Origin of the sequence: Catellatospora sp. IY07-71, assembly GCF_018326265.1 — a bacterium.
GTDB lineage: Bacteria > Actinomycetota > Actinomycetes > Mycobacteriales > Micromonosporaceae > Catellatospora.
Map to the genome: position 1 here is coordinate 4,596,090 of NZ_AP023360.1, position 16,484 is coordinate 4,612,573.

The 16,484-nt window shown below is 70.9% G+C and carries 18 protein-coding genes; 13 read left to right on the plus strand and 5 right to left on the minus strand.

Going from position 1 to position 16,484, the window contains the following annotated elements; translation table 11 throughout:
* Positions 1-159: 159 nt before the first annotated feature.
* Positions 160-1,029 carry a calcium-binding protein gene (locus CS0771_RS20605; RefSeq protein ID WP_212842505.1) on the plus strand — a complete coding sequence of 290 codons (870 nt, stop codon included), beginning with the start codon at positions 160-162 and terminating at the stop codon, positions 1,027-1,029.
* Positions 1,030-1,090: 61 nt separating this feature from the next.
* Here the strand turns inward: CS0771_RS20605 and CS0771_RS20610 are convergent, their stop codons facing one another.
* Together CS0771_RS20610 and CS0771_RS20615 are read right to left on the minus strand one after the other, a co-directional pair.
* Entirely contained in the window at positions 1,091-1,492 is a 402-nt protein-coding gene (locus CS0771_RS20610) for an SRPBCC domain-containing protein (protein ID WP_244870915.1), read from the minus strand.
* The gene (locus CS0771_RS20615; RefSeq protein ID WP_212842506.1) at positions 1,489-1,800 is read right to left on the minus strand and encodes a helix-turn-helix transcriptional regulator; all 312 of its coding nucleotides are present in this window, start codon (positions 1,798-1,800) and stop codon (positions 1,489-1,491) included. Before CS0771_RS20615 ends, CS0771_RS20610 begins: the two co-directional genes overlap by 4 nt.
* 221 nt (positions 1,801-2,021) lie before the next feature.
* Between CS0771_RS20615 and CS0771_RS20620 the strand changes: the two genes are divergently transcribed.
* Positions 2,022-2,654, plus strand: coding sequence for an HNH endonuclease family protein (locus CS0771_RS20620; RefSeq protein WP_212842507.1), 633 nt, complete (start codon positions 2,022-2,024; stop codon positions 2,652-2,654).
* Between the two features lie 99 nt (positions 2,655-2,753).
* Here the strand turns inward: CS0771_RS20620 and CS0771_RS20625 are convergent, their stop codons facing one another.
* Positions 2,754-3,272: an SET domain-containing protein gene (locus tag CS0771_RS20625; protein WP_212842508.1), complete on the minus strand. Its 519-nt coding sequence runs from the start codon at positions 3,270-3,272 to the stop codon at positions 2,754-2,756.
* Between the two features lie 24 nt (positions 3,273-3,296).
* Entirely contained in the window at positions 3,297-3,602 is a 306-nt protein-coding gene (locus CS0771_RS20630; RefSeq protein WP_212842509.1) for a hypothetical protein, read from the minus strand.
* A gap of 257 nt (positions 3,603-3,859) precedes the next feature.
* On the opposite strand from CS0771_RS20630, the gene CS0771_RS20635 reads away from it, so the two are divergent.
* The 3 genes from CS0771_RS20635 (at position 3,860) to CS0771_RS20645 (ending at position 7,446) form a co-directional block, all read left to right on the plus strand.
* Positions 3,860-5,137: an enolase C-terminal domain-like protein gene (locus CS0771_RS20635; protein WP_244870916.1), complete on the plus strand. Its 1,278-nt coding sequence runs from the start codon at positions 3,860-3,862 to the stop codon at positions 5,135-5,137.
* On the plus strand, positions 5,134-6,186 hold the full coding sequence (locus CS0771_RS20640) for a Gfo/Idh/MocA family protein (RefSeq protein WP_212842510.1): 1,053 nt from the start codon (positions 5,134-5,136) through the stop codon (positions 6,184-6,186). The genes CS0771_RS20635 and CS0771_RS20640 overlap by 4 nt, the downstream gene beginning before the upstream one ends.
* 180 nt (positions 6,187-6,366) lie before the next feature.
* On the plus strand, positions 6,367-7,446 hold the full coding sequence (locus CS0771_RS20645) for a glycoside hydrolase family 19 protein (protein WP_212842511.1): 1,080 nt from the start codon (positions 6,367-6,369) through the stop codon (positions 7,444-7,446).
* 47 nt (positions 7,447-7,493) lie between these two features.
* On the opposite strand, the gene CS0771_RS39260 is transcribed toward CS0771_RS20645, so the two are convergent.
* Positions 7,494-7,628: a hypothetical protein gene (locus CS0771_RS39260; RefSeq protein WP_256442820.1), complete on the minus strand. Its 135-nt coding sequence runs from the start codon at positions 7,626-7,628 to the stop codon at positions 7,494-7,496.
* Positions 7,629-8,062: 434 nt separating this feature from the next.
* On the opposite strand from CS0771_RS39260, the gene CS0771_RS20650 reads away from it, so the two are divergent.
* From CS0771_RS20650 to CS0771_RS20685, 8 genes are read left to right on the plus strand one after another with little or no spacing between them, the layout of a single operon-like run.
* Complete coding sequence (locus CS0771_RS20650) at positions 8,063-8,662, plus strand: hypothetical protein (RefSeq protein WP_212842512.1); 600 nt, start codon at positions 8,063-8,065, stop codon at positions 8,660-8,662.
* Positions 8,659-9,390 (plus strand): VWA domain-containing protein, encoded by a 732-nt coding sequence (locus tag CS0771_RS20655; RefSeq protein ID WP_212842513.1) that lies wholly within the window; start codon positions 8,659-8,661, stop codon positions 9,388-9,390. The genes CS0771_RS20650 and CS0771_RS20655 overlap by 4 nt, the downstream gene beginning before the upstream one ends.
* Before the next feature lies 1 nt (position 9,391).
* Positions 9,392-10,234 carry a protein phosphatase 2C domain-containing protein gene (locus tag CS0771_RS20660; protein ID WP_212842514.1) on the plus strand — a complete coding sequence of 281 codons (843 nt, stop codon included), beginning with the start codon at positions 9,392-9,394 and terminating at the stop codon, positions 10,232-10,234.
* A complete protein-coding gene (locus CS0771_RS20665) occupies positions 10,231-11,508 on the plus strand; it encodes a protein kinase (protein WP_212842515.1) in 1,278 nt (425 codons plus the stop codon). The genes CS0771_RS20660 and CS0771_RS20665 overlap by 4 nt, the downstream gene beginning before the upstream one ends.
* Positions 11,505-12,140, plus strand: a complete 636-nt coding sequence (locus CS0771_RS20670; protein WP_212842516.1) for a 4Fe-4S single cluster domain-containing protein — start codon at positions 11,505-11,507, stop codon at positions 12,138-12,140. The genes CS0771_RS20665 and CS0771_RS20670 overlap by 4 nt, the downstream gene beginning before the upstream one ends.
* Positions 12,137-12,943 carry a hypothetical protein gene (locus CS0771_RS20675; protein ID WP_212842517.1) on the plus strand — a complete coding sequence of 269 codons (807 nt, stop codon included), beginning with the start codon at positions 12,137-12,139 and terminating at the stop codon, positions 12,941-12,943. Before CS0771_RS20670 ends, CS0771_RS20675 begins: the two co-directional genes overlap by 4 nt.
* Positions 12,940-14,904, plus strand: coding sequence for an AAA family ATPase (locus CS0771_RS20680; RefSeq protein WP_212842518.1), 1,965 nt, complete (start codon positions 12,940-12,942; stop codon positions 14,902-14,904). Before CS0771_RS20675 ends, CS0771_RS20680 begins: the two co-directional genes overlap by 4 nt.
* Positions 14,897-16,429 carry a hypothetical protein gene (locus tag CS0771_RS20685; RefSeq protein ID WP_212842519.1) on the plus strand — a complete coding sequence of 511 codons (1,533 nt, stop codon included), beginning with the start codon at positions 14,897-14,899 and terminating at the stop codon, positions 16,427-16,429. The genes CS0771_RS20680 and CS0771_RS20685 overlap by 8 nt, the downstream gene beginning before the upstream one ends.
* The last annotated feature ends 55 nt before the right edge of the window (positions 16,430-16,484 follow it).

A 16,484-nucleotide genomic window follows, 5' to 3' on the forward strand; every position in this document is an offset into this window, starting at 1 on the left:
CAGGTCAGAACATGATCGGCGTGGTTCCCGGGAATGGGAAAAACGGGGCAATAGCATCTGAACTCGGATTGCCCCGGCCGTGCGTGCCGCCGTTGGAGGGTGGTGTCCGAGCCTGCGCCAGGGGCCTCGTCCGATCCCACCTACCTGGAGGCACAGTCCATGCGTATCGCACGCACCGCCCTGGCCGTGGCGCTCGCGGCCCTGAGCGTCGCCGCCGTGCAGGCCCCCGCGCACGCCGCGCCGATGTGCAACGAGAAACCCGTGACCCACCTGGGCACCGCCGAGGCCGACGTCATCGTCGGCACGCCGGGTGACGACGTCATCCTGGCGCTGGCCGGTGACGACACCATCAGCGGCCTGGGCGGCAACGACACCATCTGCGCCGGCGAGGGCAACGACACCGTGTACGGCGAGTCCGCAGCGCTCGACGTCGCGGCGGCCGGCGGCGGCGACACGGTGTTCGCCGGACCCGGCGACGACACGGTGGTCGGCGACTTCGGTGCGGTCGAGTTCCCGGCGGTGACCGGCGGCACCGGCTGGACCGACCAGATCTACGGCGGCGAGGGCAACGACACCGTCTACGGTGACGCGGTCGACGCGGTCGTCACGCTGGTCGCGCCCGGGGTGGTCTTCGCCAGCGACGGCGTGTTCGGCGGGCCCGGCATCGACACCCTCTACGGCGACGCACGCACGCTCACGTTCGAGCTGGAGGGTGCGCTGGCGGTGGACGCGGGCAGCAACACCGTCTCCGGCGGCACCGAGAACGACGTGGTGTACGGCAACTTCGAGACCGTCGGCGCGACGCTCGGCACCATCAGCGGTTCGGGCTGGCGCGACAACCTCACCGGCGGCGACGGCGACGACGCCGTGTACGGCGACGCCAAGACCGGCGCGGACAAGCTGAGCCTGGTGGGCGATCTCGCGTACACCGACATCATCAACGCAGGCGCGGGAGCCGACACGGGCGACGCGGGCCCGGGCGTCGACATCTGCGCCAACGTGGAGACCGCCACCAACTGCGAAGCCTGACCCGAAAGGAAGGGCACCTTCTTATCGTTTTCCGATGTAGAAGGTGCCCTTCCCAACATGGTCAGGCGAGGGCCTTCTCCATGTTGCGGAGGATGCCGGGCCAGCCGCGGCCCATGCCCTCGAACGCCTGGCGGCCCATGGGCGAGTCGAGGTCGAGGCCGCTGTGCTCCAGGAACAGGCGGGTGCCGGTGCCCTCCGGCTCCAGCCGCCAGGTCAGGGTGCTGTCGAGGGAGCCCTCGGCGAAGCTGTAGCGCAGCAGCTGCTCGGGCACGACCTCCAGCACCTCGCACGGCTGCTGGCCGAAGCCGCCCATGTCGAGGGTGAAGCGGTGTCCCACGACCGGGCGCACGTCGCCCGCCGCCCACCAGCGGGCGTGCAGCTCGGGGTCGGTCAGCGCCTGCCACACCCGCGCGGGCGGGTGGGACAGGAACTGGTCGCAGCGGATGGTGCCTGGTTCGGTCACGATGACTCCTCGTCGAGTACGTCGCGCAGCGACCGCAGCCGCTCACGCCAGAAGTGTTCGTACGGGTGCAGCCACTGCCCGACCTCGGCCAGCGGCTGCGGCTGCAGGTGGTAGTAGCGGTGTCGGCCGCGCGGCTCCTCGCGGACCAGGCCGGCGCCCCGTAGCACCTGCAGGTGCTCCGAGATCGACGGCCGGCTGAGCGAGAACCGCCCGGCGAGGTCGCTGACCGCGCGCGGGCCCTCCCGCAGCGAGTCGAGCAGCTGCCGGCGGACCGGGTTGGCCAGTGCGCTGAACACGTCAGTGGTCACGGGCTCGACAATACGTCGGAGATCTCCGACGCGTCAACTTTTCCCGACGCATCGTGGCGCCGGGCCCGATCGGGGATCGAATTTCACAAGACTTTCATGCCGACGTACTGATCAAGTCTGGATCTGCCGCGGTCCATCTGCGATCGTCCTGTCTGTCCACACCGTGACCCCAGCCGGAGACCCCCCACCCGGCGGCGGTGCGGACAGTCGGGAGACCCTCGATGTCCCGTGTCCTCAGGGCAGCCGTCGCCGCGGCGGCCGCCGTGCTCCTCACCGCCGGGCTCGGCGCCGCCCCCGCGGGCGCCACCCCGCCGAACATCCCCTCCTACAGCACCGCGCTGAGCCGGCTCAACGCGCTCACCGTCGCGGCCGAGTCGCACGCGTCCACCTACAACCGCGACCTGTTCCCGCACTGGATCACGATCACGGGCTCGTGCAACACGCGCGAGCAGGTGCTCAAGCGGGACGGCACGAACGTGGTGGTCGACAGCAGCTGCGCGCCGACCTCCGGCTCCTGGTACAGCCCGTACGACGGCGCGACCTGGTACGCCGCCGCCGACATCGACATCGACCACATGGTGCCGCTGGCCGAGGCCTGGGCCTCCGGCGCGTGGGCGTGGACGACCGCCAAGCGCCAGACCTACGCCAACGACCTCGGCGGGCCGGAGCTGTGGGCGGTCACCGACAACGTGAACCAGTCCAAGGGCGACAAGGACCCGGCCGAGTGGCAGCCGCCGCGCTCGGCGTTCCGCTGCACGTACGCCCGCGCCTGGATCCAGGTGAAGTACTACTACGCCCTCACCGTCGACAGCGCCGAGAAGTCCGCGCTGAACAGCATGCTCGCCACCTGCTGATCGTGCCGTCGGCCGCCGTGGCGGTGACATGACGTCGCGAGCCCACAACTTCTGGGTTGTAGCTACAACCCAGAAGTTGTAGGCCCCGGCCGTCATCCCTCAGGGCGCCGCGATGCGGTCGCGCAGCAGCGGGATCCAGTGCTCGCCGTAGCGTTCGCGCAGGTCCGGCAGCAGCCAGTCGGAGCCGGTGACCGTGCCGCGGCACAGGTCGGCGCCGCACGCGCACGCCATGGTGAAGTCCGCGACCGCGGTGGTGGTCGCGTAGTCGTTGGTGATCTCCTCGCCGGGCGCGATGTCGCGCCGCGCGGCCAGGGTGTACGCGTCGATCCACCACAGGTTCGGGTCGCAGCTGTGGTTGCCGTAACCGTTCGGGCGGCGCGGCGGCAGCACCAGGTGCAGGTCGTCGCCGACCGTGATGGTGTCCACGTAACGGTGCTCGCGCGCCGCCTCGGCGAACAGCTCCCGCAGCGTCGCTCCGTCGACGAGGTGTCCTCCCAGCCGGGACACGATGGTCCCGGCCGGGAGGAACCCCCTCGCGAACAGCCCGCGGCCCGCGATCGGCGACTCCCGCACCTCGACCTCGGGGTGCAGCCAGCAGTCTCTCGCGGGTTCGGTCACGGGCGTCATCGCGTACGCCGCAGGTCAGCTCGCCGGGGTGGCGACGCCCTGTCTCGCCACCTCCGGCCCCGCCTGCAACGTGACCATGGTGAGGACCTGCCGCAGCATCCCCTCGATCCCCTCGAACCGCTGGTCGATGCCGTCGAACCGCTGGTCGATCTGGTTGAACCGTTCGGTGCATTCCTGCCGGTGGGCGCGCAGGTCGGCCGAGAACTCGTTGATCGCGCCGCGGAGCAGCGCGGTCTGGTCCTCGGCTTCGATCTGCCGCCGGCGGGTGTCGTAATGCGCTGCTTCGAGCAGGTCGACGCGCTGCCGCAGGGTCAACTTCACTCTTCTCCTCCCCAGGAGGTGTCCGCTCGGCGGAATGCCGGGCGTCCGTCGCTCACCATTCTGCATCGACTAAGTCGGTTACGCCGCATCGAAGGCGTGCCATCCCGAATCGTGACCTGCTGTTCGACTCGAACGGGTGATTACCGCGCCCGATGGCCCGATCTTGCGGAAGGAGCCGATCCGGGTAGGGTCGCGATGATTCCTGCCGGAACCGCGGCCGCTCCCGCTCCGGTGACCGACACGACGAAGGACAGTCAATGTCAGAGGAGCGAGCTCCGGCCGTCATGCCGGAGACGCAGGCGCCGTGGCCTGCGCGGGACAGGCTGCGCATCACCGGCGTACGCGCGATCGTCACCGCGCCCGAGGGCCTGCCGCTGGTGGTGGTGCGCGTCGACACCAGCGAGCCGGGCCTGTACGGCTTCGGCTGCGCCACGTTCACGCAGCGCTTCCACGCCGTCGTGGCAGCCGTCGACCAGCACGTCGGCCCGATGCTGATCGGGCGGCATCCGGCCGACATCGAGGACATGACCCGCATGGTGCACCTGTCGTCGTACTGGCGCGGCGGCCCGGTGCTCAACAGCGCCCTGTCCGGGGTGGACCAGGCGCTGTGGGACATCGCGGGCAAGCGCGCCGGGATGCCGGTGTACGAGCTGCTCGGCGGCCGGGTCCGAGCCGCCGCAGACACCTATCTGCACGCCTCCGGGGCCACCATCGAGCAGGCGCTCGCGGACGCGCAGCAGATCCTCGACGCGGGCTACCGCAACGTGCGCCTGCAGGCCGGCGGCCCGGGCCTGGGCACCTACGGCGCGCCCGGCGCCCCGGGCGGCTACCCCGACGCGCCGTACCCGGACGGCTGGGACGTCCAGCAGTATCTGCGCGACACCCCGAAGCTGTTCGCGGCGGCGCGCGAGGTGCTGGGGGAGACCCCGAACCTGATGCACGACGTGCACCACCGGCTCACCGTGAAGCAGGCGGTGGCCCTGGCCCGCGCGCTGGAGCCGTACCGGCTGTTCTTCCTGGAGGATCCGATCCCGCTGGAGCTGTACGACCGGCTGCCGGAGCTGCGCGCGGCCGCGCCGATGCCGATCGCGGTGGGGGAGCAGGTGTCCTCGGTCGCGGACGCGGCCCGGCTGGTCGCCGGGGGTGGGGTGGACCTGCTGCGGCTGCACATCTCCGCGATCGGCGGCCTGACCCCGGCCCGCAAGCTGGTCGCGCTGTGCGAGCTGACCGGCGTCGGCACGGCCTGGCACGCGCCCGCGGACGTGTCCCCGATCGGTGCCGCCTGCAACGTGGCGCTGGACGTGAGCAGCCCGGCCTTTTCGATCCAGGAGGGCCACCTGTGGCCGGACCCGGTGCGCGAAGTGTTCCCGGGCACGCTCGACCCGCGCAACGGCTACCTGTACCCGAACGACACGCCCGGCTGGGGCATCGAGGTCGACGAGAAGGCGGCGGCGAAGTACCCGGCCGTCACACACCTGCACGAGCGGTGGTCGGCGCGGGTGCGCCGGCCCGACGGGGGGATCGAGGCGCCGTGACCAAGCTGGCCATCGTGGGGACCGGCAACATCGCCGCCGGCTACCTCACCGACCTGCGCACCTACCCCGGCCTCGAGGTCGTGGGCGGCTACGACGCCGACCCGGCCGCCGCGGCCGCGTTCGGCGCCGCGCATGGCCTGCCGATCTACGGCAGCCTCGCCGAGCTGCTCGCCGACGACGGCGTGGACGTGGTGGTGAACCTGACCCCGCTGTTCGCGCACGTGCCGGTCACCACGGCGGCGCTGCGCGCGGGCAAGCACGTGTTCAGCGAGAAGCCGCTCGCGCCCACGCCGGAGGAGGCGCGCGGGCTGGTCGAGCTGGCCGCGTCGCTGGGGCTGCGGCTGGGCTGCGCGCCGTTCACCTACCTGGGCGAGGCCATGCAGACGGCGTGGAAGCTGGTCCGCGACGACGCCGTCGGGCCGATCAAGCTGGTGTACGCCGAGGTCAATCACGACCGGATCGAGTCCTGGCACCCGGCGCCGCAGGGCCCGTACCGGGCCGGGCCGCTGTTCGACGTGGGCGTCTACTCGCTGACGGCGCTGACCGCGATGCTCGGCCCGGCGCGGCGGGTGTGGGCGTACGGCACGATCCTCAAGCCGGACCGGGTGACCCTGTCCGGCGAGATGTTCTCCCCGCAGGCCCCCGACTTCTCGCTGGTGGTCCTGGAACTCGCGTCGGGCGCGACGGTGCGCCTCACCGCGAACTTCTACGTCGGCGCGGGCACCCGCCAGTCCGGCATCGAGCTGCACGGCGAGCGCGGCTCCATCCACATCGCCGACTGGACCAACTTCGACTCCGAGATCCGCGCCGGCCTCCCGCCGGAGCCGGTCCCGCTGCTCGGCGAGCCGTACCGGGGCATCCCCTGGGGCCGCGGCATCCACGAGTTCGTCAGCGCGATCGCCGACGGCCGCCCGCACCGCTGCTCGGCCGAGCACGCCGCGCACATCGTCGACATCCTCGCCGCCGCCGCCCACTCCCAGCAGTCCGGCACCCCCGTCGACGTGACGAGCTCCTTCCCCGCGCCCCTCCCGATGCCCTGGGCCTCCTGAGAAGGAAGGGCACCTTCTTACCGCTTTCCGATGTAGAAGGTGCCCTTCCAAACCTCAGGTACATTTAGGGCGTGAATTATTAGTAAAGTTTCTGAATAGATGTTACGCTCCCCATCAATCTCGATGAATGGCCAGCCATCGACCCCGGCAAGCACCTTCCCCCGAAGGACGTGATCCCCCATGTCGAGACTGCGCGCCATCATCGCGCTCGTGGCCATGACGGTCGCGGGTGGACTGATGGCGATCCTCCCCAGCACCGCGGCGTCGGCCGCGGCCTGCGCCACCGCCTGGCAGTCGTCGGCCGTGTACACCGGCGGCATGCAGGTCTCCCACAACGGCCGCAACTACCAGGCCAAGTGGTGGACCCAGAACGAGGCCCCGCCCGGCACCACCGGCGTGTGGCAGGACCTCGGCGCCTGCGGCACCACCACCCCGCCGCCCGGCGGCACCTGCAACTACCCGAACTGGGCCGCCGGCACCTGGTACACCACCGGCACGATCGTGCGCTACACCAACGGCCTGTACTACATCGCCGAGCACGACAACCCGGGCTACGACCCGATCATCAGCACCTGGTACTGGGACCCGTACAACTGCTCCGGCACGCCGCCGACCAGCAGCCCGCCGCCGACCAACCCGGGCGGCTTCGTGGTCACCGAGGCCCAGTTCAACCAGATGTTCCCGGGCCGGAACTCGTTCTACACGTACTCGGGCCTGGTCGCGGCGCTGAGCGCGTACCCGGCGTTCGCCAAGACCGGCAGCTCGACCGTGCAGCGCCAGGAGGCCGCGGCGTTCCTGGCCAACGTGCACCACGAGACCGGTGGTCTGGTGTACATCGTGGAGCAGAACACCGCGAACTACCCGCACTACTGCGACGCCGGCCAGTCCTACGGCTGCCCGGCCGGGCAGGCGGCGTACTACGGCCGCGGGCCGATCCAGCTGAGCTGGAACTTCAACTACAACGCGGCCGGCAACGCGCTGGGCCTGCCGCTGCTCACCAACCCCTGGCTGGTGCAGAACGACGCCGCGGTGGCCTGGAAGACGGGCATCTGGTACTGGATGACCCAGAACGGCCCCGGCACCATGACCCCGCACAACGCGATGGTCAACGGCGCGGGCTTCGGTGAGACGATCCGCAGCATCAACGGCTCGATCGAGTGCAACGGCGGCAACCCCGCCCAGGTGCAGAGCCGCGTCACCAAGTACCAGCAGTTCGTCGGCATCCTCGGCGTGCCCGCCGGGAACAACCTGTACTGCTGAGCCATCGGTCCTGGGGCACGCCGAGCTGACGGCGTGCCCCGGGGCCGTCATATGTAGGCCTTCGCCGTCCAGGGCGACGGCGGGGTCCAGACGATTGCCTCGCTCAGGAACGCGGTGCGCCGCGCGGTCGCGGGCAGTGACCCGACCCGGTCCCCGCCCAGCAGCCCGATGCCGGAGGTCACCAGCGCCGTCAGCGTCTCCCGGAACGGCGTGCCCAGGTGGTGCGATCCTCGCGGCGGGTCACGGCATCGGAGTGGAACACGACCACCGGCCTGTGATCGGGGTCGTTGGCGGCCGCGGTGTCCCAGGGCAGCAGATCGCACCGGCGCGTGTGGCCCCACCCGAGCGGGCCGCCGGGGTCGTTGGATTGGCGGCGGCTCGTACGGCGGTGCCTGCCGTGACGAGATCCGGGCCCAGCGGTGCTGCTTGCGCCGGCGACTGCCCTGTAGTCCGCGGGCAGGCGCAGCCCGCGCCACGACTCGACCCTGTCCCAGTCGACATGACGGCTGCTGTCCGTCAGTAGTCCGCCGGGATCACGAGGACGCGGCCGCCTGCGCGCGCTCGCCGTGATCTCCGCGTGAGCCGCCTGGTCCACGGCAGTCCTAGAGGATGCGTGATGTTGGCCTTTGAAGTGTTCGCCTACTCCCTGGTGATGGTCCTGTTCATCGCCCTGGTGATGGTGCTGGTGTTACGCGTCGGCGGACGGCCGGCGCCGCCGACAGGGGACGTACCCCGTGATCCTGCGCGCGGCGTCGGGAAGCAGCCGCGGTCCGGGCCGGACCAGCCTGCTCACGGGCACGAAGTGGCGGGGCGCTCCGGCGGCGGCCGGCACAACGCCGAGCAACACGGGCAGCCCGGCGCTTCGGGTGACACCCCCTCGCGGCAGCCGAAGTCCGACCCGCCGCCCGGCAGCCAGGTCACGACTGCGACTGCTGAGCAGGGCAGCAGGGTCGAGCCGGTCGAAGAGAGCGGGCCGCCGGCCGCCGGTTCGCCGCTGCCGCCGGGATTGTGGCCCGTGGCCGGGGAGACCGTGACGACGTGGACCCGCCTCACGGATGCGGGCGGCTACGTCGTCAGCCAGGGCCTCCTGCTCTGGGCGGTGCCTGAGCGGCGGCTCGCCACCGCTGTCGCACCGGCCCGGCCATGCGAGGTCGTCTGGTTCGACCGCACCAGGGATGCCGTGATCGTCAGACCGATGAAGCAGGGGATGCAGTGACCAACAACGCATTGGGTGGGCAGGCGAACAGCCGGCTGCTGATCACGCTGGTGCTCGACACGTCGGGGTCCATGAAGGGCAATCGGATCGCCCAGCTCAACAAGTTCCTGTCCGAGCTCAAGCAGGCGCTGGACAAGGACAAGTACATCAACAGGGTGGGCGAGGTCGCGATCGTCACGTTCGGCAACGACGGCGTCCGGGCGATCACCGGAACGAGCGCGACCAGCCACTTCGTGGCGGTGAACGCGTTCACCGCGCCGTCCCTGGAAAGTGGTGGCTTCACGCCGATGACCAAGGCGCTCCGCCTGGCGCTGAGCCTGGTCACCCGGCGTAAAGCCGAACTGCGGACCAGCGGCATCCCGATGGCGCACCGCCCGTTGATCTTCCTGGTCACCGACGGCCTGCCGACGGACGATCAGGGCAACCTGTCGGCGGACTGGCGCGAGGTCGCCGCGGAGCTGCGCCGGCAGGAGTCCGGCAAGCACCTGCACATCTTCTCGTTCGGGGTTGCCGACGCCGACGCCGCGGTCCTGCAGGGGCTGGCGCCCAAGTCGACGTATCAGATCGACGACGTGGACTTCTCCGCGGTGCTCCAGCTGATGTCGATCAGCCTGGAGCTGGCCCGCAGCGCCTCCAACGACGGCGACGCCGACGAGCTTTACGAGTCGGTTCGCAAGCGCAACGAAGTGCGCAAGGCGATGCAGAAATTCCTCCAGGGGGACAAGTAGCATGGGCCGCTCCTTCGCCGCAGACTGGCGGCTGGCCACCGTCTCGGTCCCCGGGCCGAGCCACACCAAGGCCGGCAAGGAAAACCAGGACGCCGTACGCAGCCTGCGCGTCGCACCGGACCGGCACCTGTTCGCCGTCGCGGACGGTGCCGGCTCCCAGGAACGCTCGGCGCTGGGGGCGCGAATCGCGGTGGACGTCGCCTGCGAGGCCGCGGCTGTGGTGTTCGCCGCCGACCTCGGCGATTCCCGGGCCAGGTGGGAGTCGGCCACGATCCGGTTCACCAAGCTGTGTTTCGAGTGGTTCGACCAGCGCGTGCTGGCCATGGCGGACACCATCCGGGAGCAGGGCGACAGGCTGGGACACGGCTCGGGCACCACGGTGAGCGTCGACGACTTCGCCACCACGCTCCTGGCGGTGCTGGTGTGTCCGCCGTGGTTCTGCGTGCTCAACGTCGGCGACGGCTTCATGGTGCTGCGCCGCCGGCCCGGTGGTCTTCACCTGGTCGTGGCACCGCCGCTCAACCGGTCCAACGCGGGCCTCACCACGTTCCTCACCTCGCCCAGCCGCAACCAGCAGCCCCCCTGCTTCGTGGTGGCCGACCCTCGGGTGACGGGACTGGCGATTTCGACCGACGGGCTGGTGGAGGCGCTGCTCGAGGCCGAGACCATCGACGACGAGCTGCACCATCTGGTGCCCGCGCGGTTTCATCACGTCTTCACCCACCTCGACGACCCCCAGGAGGACGTGTACGCCCTCAACCACCTGCTCAGCTCAGACAGGTGGGCGGCCACCTCCAACGACGACAAGACGATGGCGCTGGCCGTGCTGCGGGACCGCCGATGAGCGCCGAACGGGTCTTCCTGCGCGGCGGCCGTCAGGTGCACCTGAGTGAGCCGATGATCGGTCAGGGCGCCGAAGGTTACGTCCTGTCGGTCAAGGACCAGCCGCGGATCTGCGCCAAGCTGTACATCGAGCCCACGGATCTGCACCGCACCCGCATCGAGGCGCTCGTCGAGCTGCCGCCCGCGGACTGGAGCGGGGACTGCGCGGAGCACGTGCACGTGGCGTGGCCGCAGGCGGGTCTGTACGACGAGGAGGGCAAGCTCGTCGGCTTCCTGATGTCCCGCGTGGCGGGCATCGCGCTGGACAATCTGTTCGACCACGACACGCCGCAGAACCACGGCCTTGACGACCCCTCCTGGCGCAACCGCATGGTGATCGCATCCCGCGTCGCCCGGCTGTTCGCGATGCTGCACGAGCGGCAGATCGTGCTTGGCGACATCAAACCGGCGAACCTCGTGGTCGACCAGCATGGCCACGTCACCCTGCTGGACTGCGACAGCGTGCAGTTCGTGGACCGGCGTACCGGAGACGTCCACAAGCCGACGAAGTTCACTCCGATCTACGCGCCGCCGGAGCTGCTGTCGACGCAGCACGCCCTGCTCAGCGGCCACCATGACACGTTCGGGCTGGCCGTGCTGATCTGCCGGCTGCTGCTCGGCGGCGACCACCCGTTCGAGGGCGTGCCCACTCTGGGAGGCGGCGACACCCTCGAGGAGAACATCAGGCGCAACGCGAACCGGGTCACCCAGCCGCGCAGCCTGGTCGAGCTGACGCAGCTGCCACCGCCGACCCTGCTGCCCCCGCCCGTGTACGCGTTGCTGAAGAAGGCATTCGACGACGGGCGGGCCGACCCGGCCCACCGCCCGGCCGCCAAGACCTGGCAGGAGGTGCTGCATCAGGCCGCGGGCGAGCTGACGGAGTGCAGGATCAACTCCTGGCACGCTTACCCGCCCGCCGCGGCGGCCTGTGGCTGGTGCGCGTTCGTCAAGCAGCACGGCGGTCCGTACTACGTCGGCGGACCGCCCCCGCCCCCGCCCCCGCCGGTGCGGGTGCCGGTGACGTCGCCGGTGCCGGACCGCGGCCTGCTCGCGAACTCGCCGCCCCGGTCCGGCCCGGTGCCGGTGCAGGTGTACTCACCGCAGCCGGTGCCGACCACCCCCGTGGCGCCGAGCAGCCCGAAGCGGAAGGTGCCGGTCGGGGCGGTGGTGGTGTTCGCCGTCCTGGCCGTCCTGGCGGCGGTCATCTGCGTGGGCGTCCTGTCGAGGGCGGCATGACCGGGGCGTCCCTGCTCCGGGTGGCGGCGACGCACCCGGCGGCCGACGTGCTCGGCCCCGGCCGCCGCTACGTGGTGTGGGTGCAGGGGTGCCCGCTGGACTGCGCCGGCTGCGTCAGCCCGCAGTGGATCCCGGACGAGGGCGGCACGGACCTCGGCGTGGAGGAGCTGGCCGCGACCATCGCCGAGAGTGCCGTGGACGGCCTCACGCTGTCCGGTGGCGAGCCGTTCGCGCAGGCCGAGGCCCTGGTCGAGCTGGTTGCGGCGGTCCGTCGCCGACGTGATCTGTCCGTCATGTCCTATACCGGCTTCGTGTTGGAGCGGCTGCGCTCGCACGGCACCGCGGCACAGCGCGCGCTGCTCGGCATGCTCGACATCCTCGTCGACGGCCCCTACGTGCGGCGGCTGCACGCCGACCTGCGCTGGCGCGGATCGTCCAACCAGCGCGTGCACCTGCTGACGGGGCGGCATGCCGATCTTGCCGGCCTGGCCGACGAGAGCCAGGGCCTGCAGCTGGAGGTCGCCGACGACGGCGGCCTCCGCTGGATCGGCGTACCCGTGATCCCTGACTTCAGGCAGCGGCTGGAAGCACGTCTCGACCTCACCATTCCTGACCGGAAGGAGTCGCCATGAGCGGATCCCCGAAGTACAGCACCGCGCAGAGCAGCCGGGAGCGCGCCGAACGCGCCGAACGTGAGCGTGCGGAGCGCCAGCGGCGCCGCGAGCAGGAGCTGGCGCGGCTGCGGGCCGAGGCCGAAGCGCGGGCGAAGGCGGAGCGCGACGCCCGCCGCAGGCAGGCGGCGCTCGCGGTGGACGGCCTGCAGGCCCGGCTCACCGTACTGGAGAACGACGCCGCCGCGGCCCGGGTGCACCTGTCCGGCGGCTCGGACACCCAGCGCCTGCTCGTACGCCTGCGCGCCGACCTTGCGGCGGACCGGCTCGACCGGATCGGCGCGGAGGCCGCGGGCGCCCAGCGCGCGCTGGACACCGCCGAGACCACGCTCGACGAGCAGATCGACCGGATCGTCGCCCGGCGGGAGCTGGTGCGCGCCCTGGCGGCCTCGATGCCGTCCACCGGGTACGTCATCGACCTGTCGAGCCTGGACGAGGACCAGGCGGGAACCATCTCGCTGCGTGCCCGCGCGCTCGACGGGGACGTGCTCGCCGTGGTCGTGCAGGACGAGGACGGCGGCGGCGGGCACCGTATGGTCTACTCGAACGCCGAGATGCTCCACCAGTCCGACGCCGGGGTGGTCGAGGGCGGCACGTGCACCGACCTCGTGGAGGTCATCACCGTGCTCAACCGGTCGGTGGAGCAGGCGGGCTTCGAGGCCGGCGGCGTGCGCTGGGACGACGGAGGGCACGTCCGGCCCGACGAGCGGCGGGCGGAGCAGCGCCCGGCGCCGGCGCAGCACACCCAGGAGCGGCCCGCATGACGGCGGCGGGGCCTCCTGCGGCGGCGTGGCTGTTGCGCGCGTACCAGGAGCTGCAACGCGGCCGCAGCCTCGTGGTGCACGGCAACGTCGACGACCTGGTGCGGTGGAGCGAGACCTACCAGCCTTTCCCCGCGGCGGTCATGGACTTCCTCTCGGTCAGCGGGTTCCCGGTGGTCGTGCGGTACGGCCTGGCGGATGGGCTGACCTACTACGACGACGCCTCCCGCCTGTTCACCGCCCCGTTCCTGCAGGTGACGGAGCAGGGGGCGGCGGGGCCGGCGGCGGCGCACCCGGTCGCGGTGCCGGCGGCGGGCGGGGGAGGGCCGGCCGGCCCGAGCGCGGCGCGCGCCGCCCGGTTGCAGGAGGCGTCGGACGCGTTGCGCGCGCAGATCGCCGCCGGTCAGACGGCCGAGCCGCGAAACCTGGCCGACGTGCTGTCGGTGCTCCACCGGCTGATGACCCAGCCGGATCGGGCGTGCGCCGTCCTGATCGACTCGGCGGAGCTGCTGCTGGGCGACCGGGCCGCGGGCAGCAGCGACCATCTGCGGCACGTCGCCTTCCTGCGCAGGATGCTCGCCGAGGCGGCCGAGGCGCCGGGCGAGCACAAGCGGCTGCGCAACACCATGGTGTTCGTCTCCGCCGACCGGGCCGCCCTGCCGGCCTGGCTGCACACCGACAGCCCGTACGTGGCGTCGGTGCTGGCCGAGCGTCCGGATGTCGCGGAGCGCGCGGCGCTGGTAGAGGGCCGGCTCCGGCACTACTACGAAGGCGAGCAGCTCACGCCGAGCCAGCTCCGGGCCGCGACCTCGGCCATGGCCAGCCTGACCGACGGCATGACGGTGCGCGACATCTGCTCGGTGGAGGTCACCTCGCACCTCGCCCGGATCCCGCCGACGTCGGCTCGGCGCCTGGTCGCCCGGCACCGGTTCGGGCTGCGTGACGATCCGTGGGAGCGCCTGGAGATCTTGAAGATCAAGAATGCCGAGGCCTTGCTGGGCCAGCGGGTCATCGGCCAGCCCGACGCGGTCGCGGCGGTCCACGACGTGCTGGTCAACTCGCGGGTCGGGGTCGACTTCGCGGCGTCGGACGAGCAGTTCGCGGCGAAACCCAAGGGTGTGCTGTTCTTCGTGGGGCCGACCGGTGTCGGTAAGACGGAGCTGGCCAAGGCGATCGCGGAGCTCGTCTTCGACGACGAGTCGGCGCTGATCCGCTTCGACATGAGCGAGTACGACCAGCCACACTCCAGCGAGCGCCTCACCGGTTCCCCGCCCGGCTACGTCGGGCATGAGCAGGGCGGCGCGCTGACCAACTGGGTGCAGGAGCGGCCGTTCAGCGTGCTGCTGTTCGACGAGGTCGAGAAGGCGCATCCCAAGGTGCTGGACAAGTTTCTGCAGATCATGGAGGACGGCAGGCTGACCGACGGACGCGGGCAGACGGTCTTCTTCTCGCACACCATCGTGATCTTCACGTCCAACATCGGTGCCAGCGAGCTGCGCAACCACGGTGTCACCCAGAACACCCCGTACGCGACGATCCGCGACCTGTTCCGTAAGGCGGTGCAGGAGCACTTCCTGGCCATCCGCAGGCCGGAGCTGCTGGGGCGGATCGGCGGGGGCGTGGTGGTCTTCGACATCCTCCGGGAGCCGGTGATCCGGGACATCGTCAGCAAGTTCCTGGGGCTGCTGGCCGCGTCGGCGCGGACACGCGGCCACGAGGTGGTCTTCGACCGTCCGGCGATCGACCGGGCGGTCATCGACGAGATCACCGCCAACGGCAGCGCCTACGGCGCGCGCGAGATCCGCACGCCCCTGCTGGAGCAGTGGGTGCGCGCCCCGCTCAACCGCTGGATTCTGGAGACCTCTCCCGCGCCGGGCACCCGCATCCTGGTGCACCGCCGGCCGGACGGCGCGGTTCCGTTCGCCGTGAGCGCCGTCCCGGAGATGAGGGGTCCCGATGACTGAGCCGACGAATCCCGAGGCGCTGCTGAGCCAGGTCGAAGGCTTCGAGGCGGCCACCGAACTGACCGTGGCGCAGCTGCGCGACTACGTCGGCCGTGAGTCGGAGCTGGAGGGGATGCTGCAGGCTCGTGCGCTGGGCCACCTGGCCGAGCTGGACTTCGACAGCTGCGTCGAGCTGCTGGACCAGATCATCGGCCTCAACGTGACCCTGCGTGATGTGATCACCCGGGAGCTGGCGCGGCAGGCGGATACGCTGACCGCCGAGGAACGCCAGGACATCGAGCTGTACCGGGACGCGGCCAGCGGGTACATCATGCTGCTGGAGGGTCAGAAATACTCGGCGCGGGCCGACGAGCAGCGAGTGAACGGGTCGCTGGACCAGTCCGAGCGGTTCAACACCATGGCCATGGACTACTACGAGCAGCTCGGCGAGAGCGAGCTGCCGCTCGCCGGGGTCGGCGGCCTGCGCTACCTGCTGGGCAGCGCCTCCCGGGAGATGCTGCACGGCATGCGGGAGGTGCGGGCCGGCAACTACCCGAACGCCTACCACAACTTCGACCGCACCCGCGTGCACTACGAGGAGCTGCTGGCGCAGGTGGAGGACAGCCTGCCCGAGGTCGAGCAGACCGGTCAGGACGATCTCATCCGCAACATCGCCGAGCTGCGTACGGAGCTGATCAGTGGGCTGACCAACGTTCAGGCGCTGCAGTGTCTCGTGGAGAACCTGCGCGATCTGCAGACGGGCAACTTCCGGTCGGCGGTCGAGTCGGGACGCGAGTCCGTGCGGCTGTTCACCACGTTGGTGGACCAGGCGATGGCCGCCGGGCACACCCGTAACGCGCTCATGCTGCGGCGGATGGAGCTGTGCCACGCGGAGTCCTGGACCGCGCTGGCAGAAGCGGAGCGCGCCATCGACGACCAGGAGTGGGAGCTGTGCCGGCGCTCGGTCAAGAAGGCACGAAGCTTCTGGAACGACGCCCTGCGTATCGCCAATCGCAACGAGATCGTCGGTGTCGTCGCGCAGCGCCCCGAGAGCGGCAACATGGAGATGCTCCTGCAGAGCGTGCTGCGCAGATGCGACCGGGAGGAGCGCTACCGCAACGACATCGAACGGCTCACCCAGCGACTGCACCACATCTCCAGCATCCACGTCACCGCTCAGGGAGGGCACGCCATGACCACGTCGTCGCGGGACGAGTTCAACTTCAACGGGCCGGTGGCCGCAGGATCGATCGGTGGTGAGCACAACACCGGCTCGATCCACCAGGTCCAGCAGGTGACGGCGGATCTGACCACGCTCACGCAGGAGCTCGCGACGTTGCGCTCGATGATCGTGAGTGTGGCCCGCACGCCCGCGGAGCAGACGGTCGCCGACGCCGTCCGCAACGCCGAGGACGCGGCGCGCCAGCGTGACGAGCCGGCGGTGCGCCGGTACCTCGCCGACGCGGGCAGCTGGGCCCTCGACTTCGCCAGACAGCTGGGCCTCACGGCGGCCACGGCCTGGATCACCGCCAGCATCGGAGCCTGACCGGCTGTCACACCTCGAAGAGGCCCCCGAAACGTCTACGGACGATTCGGGGGCC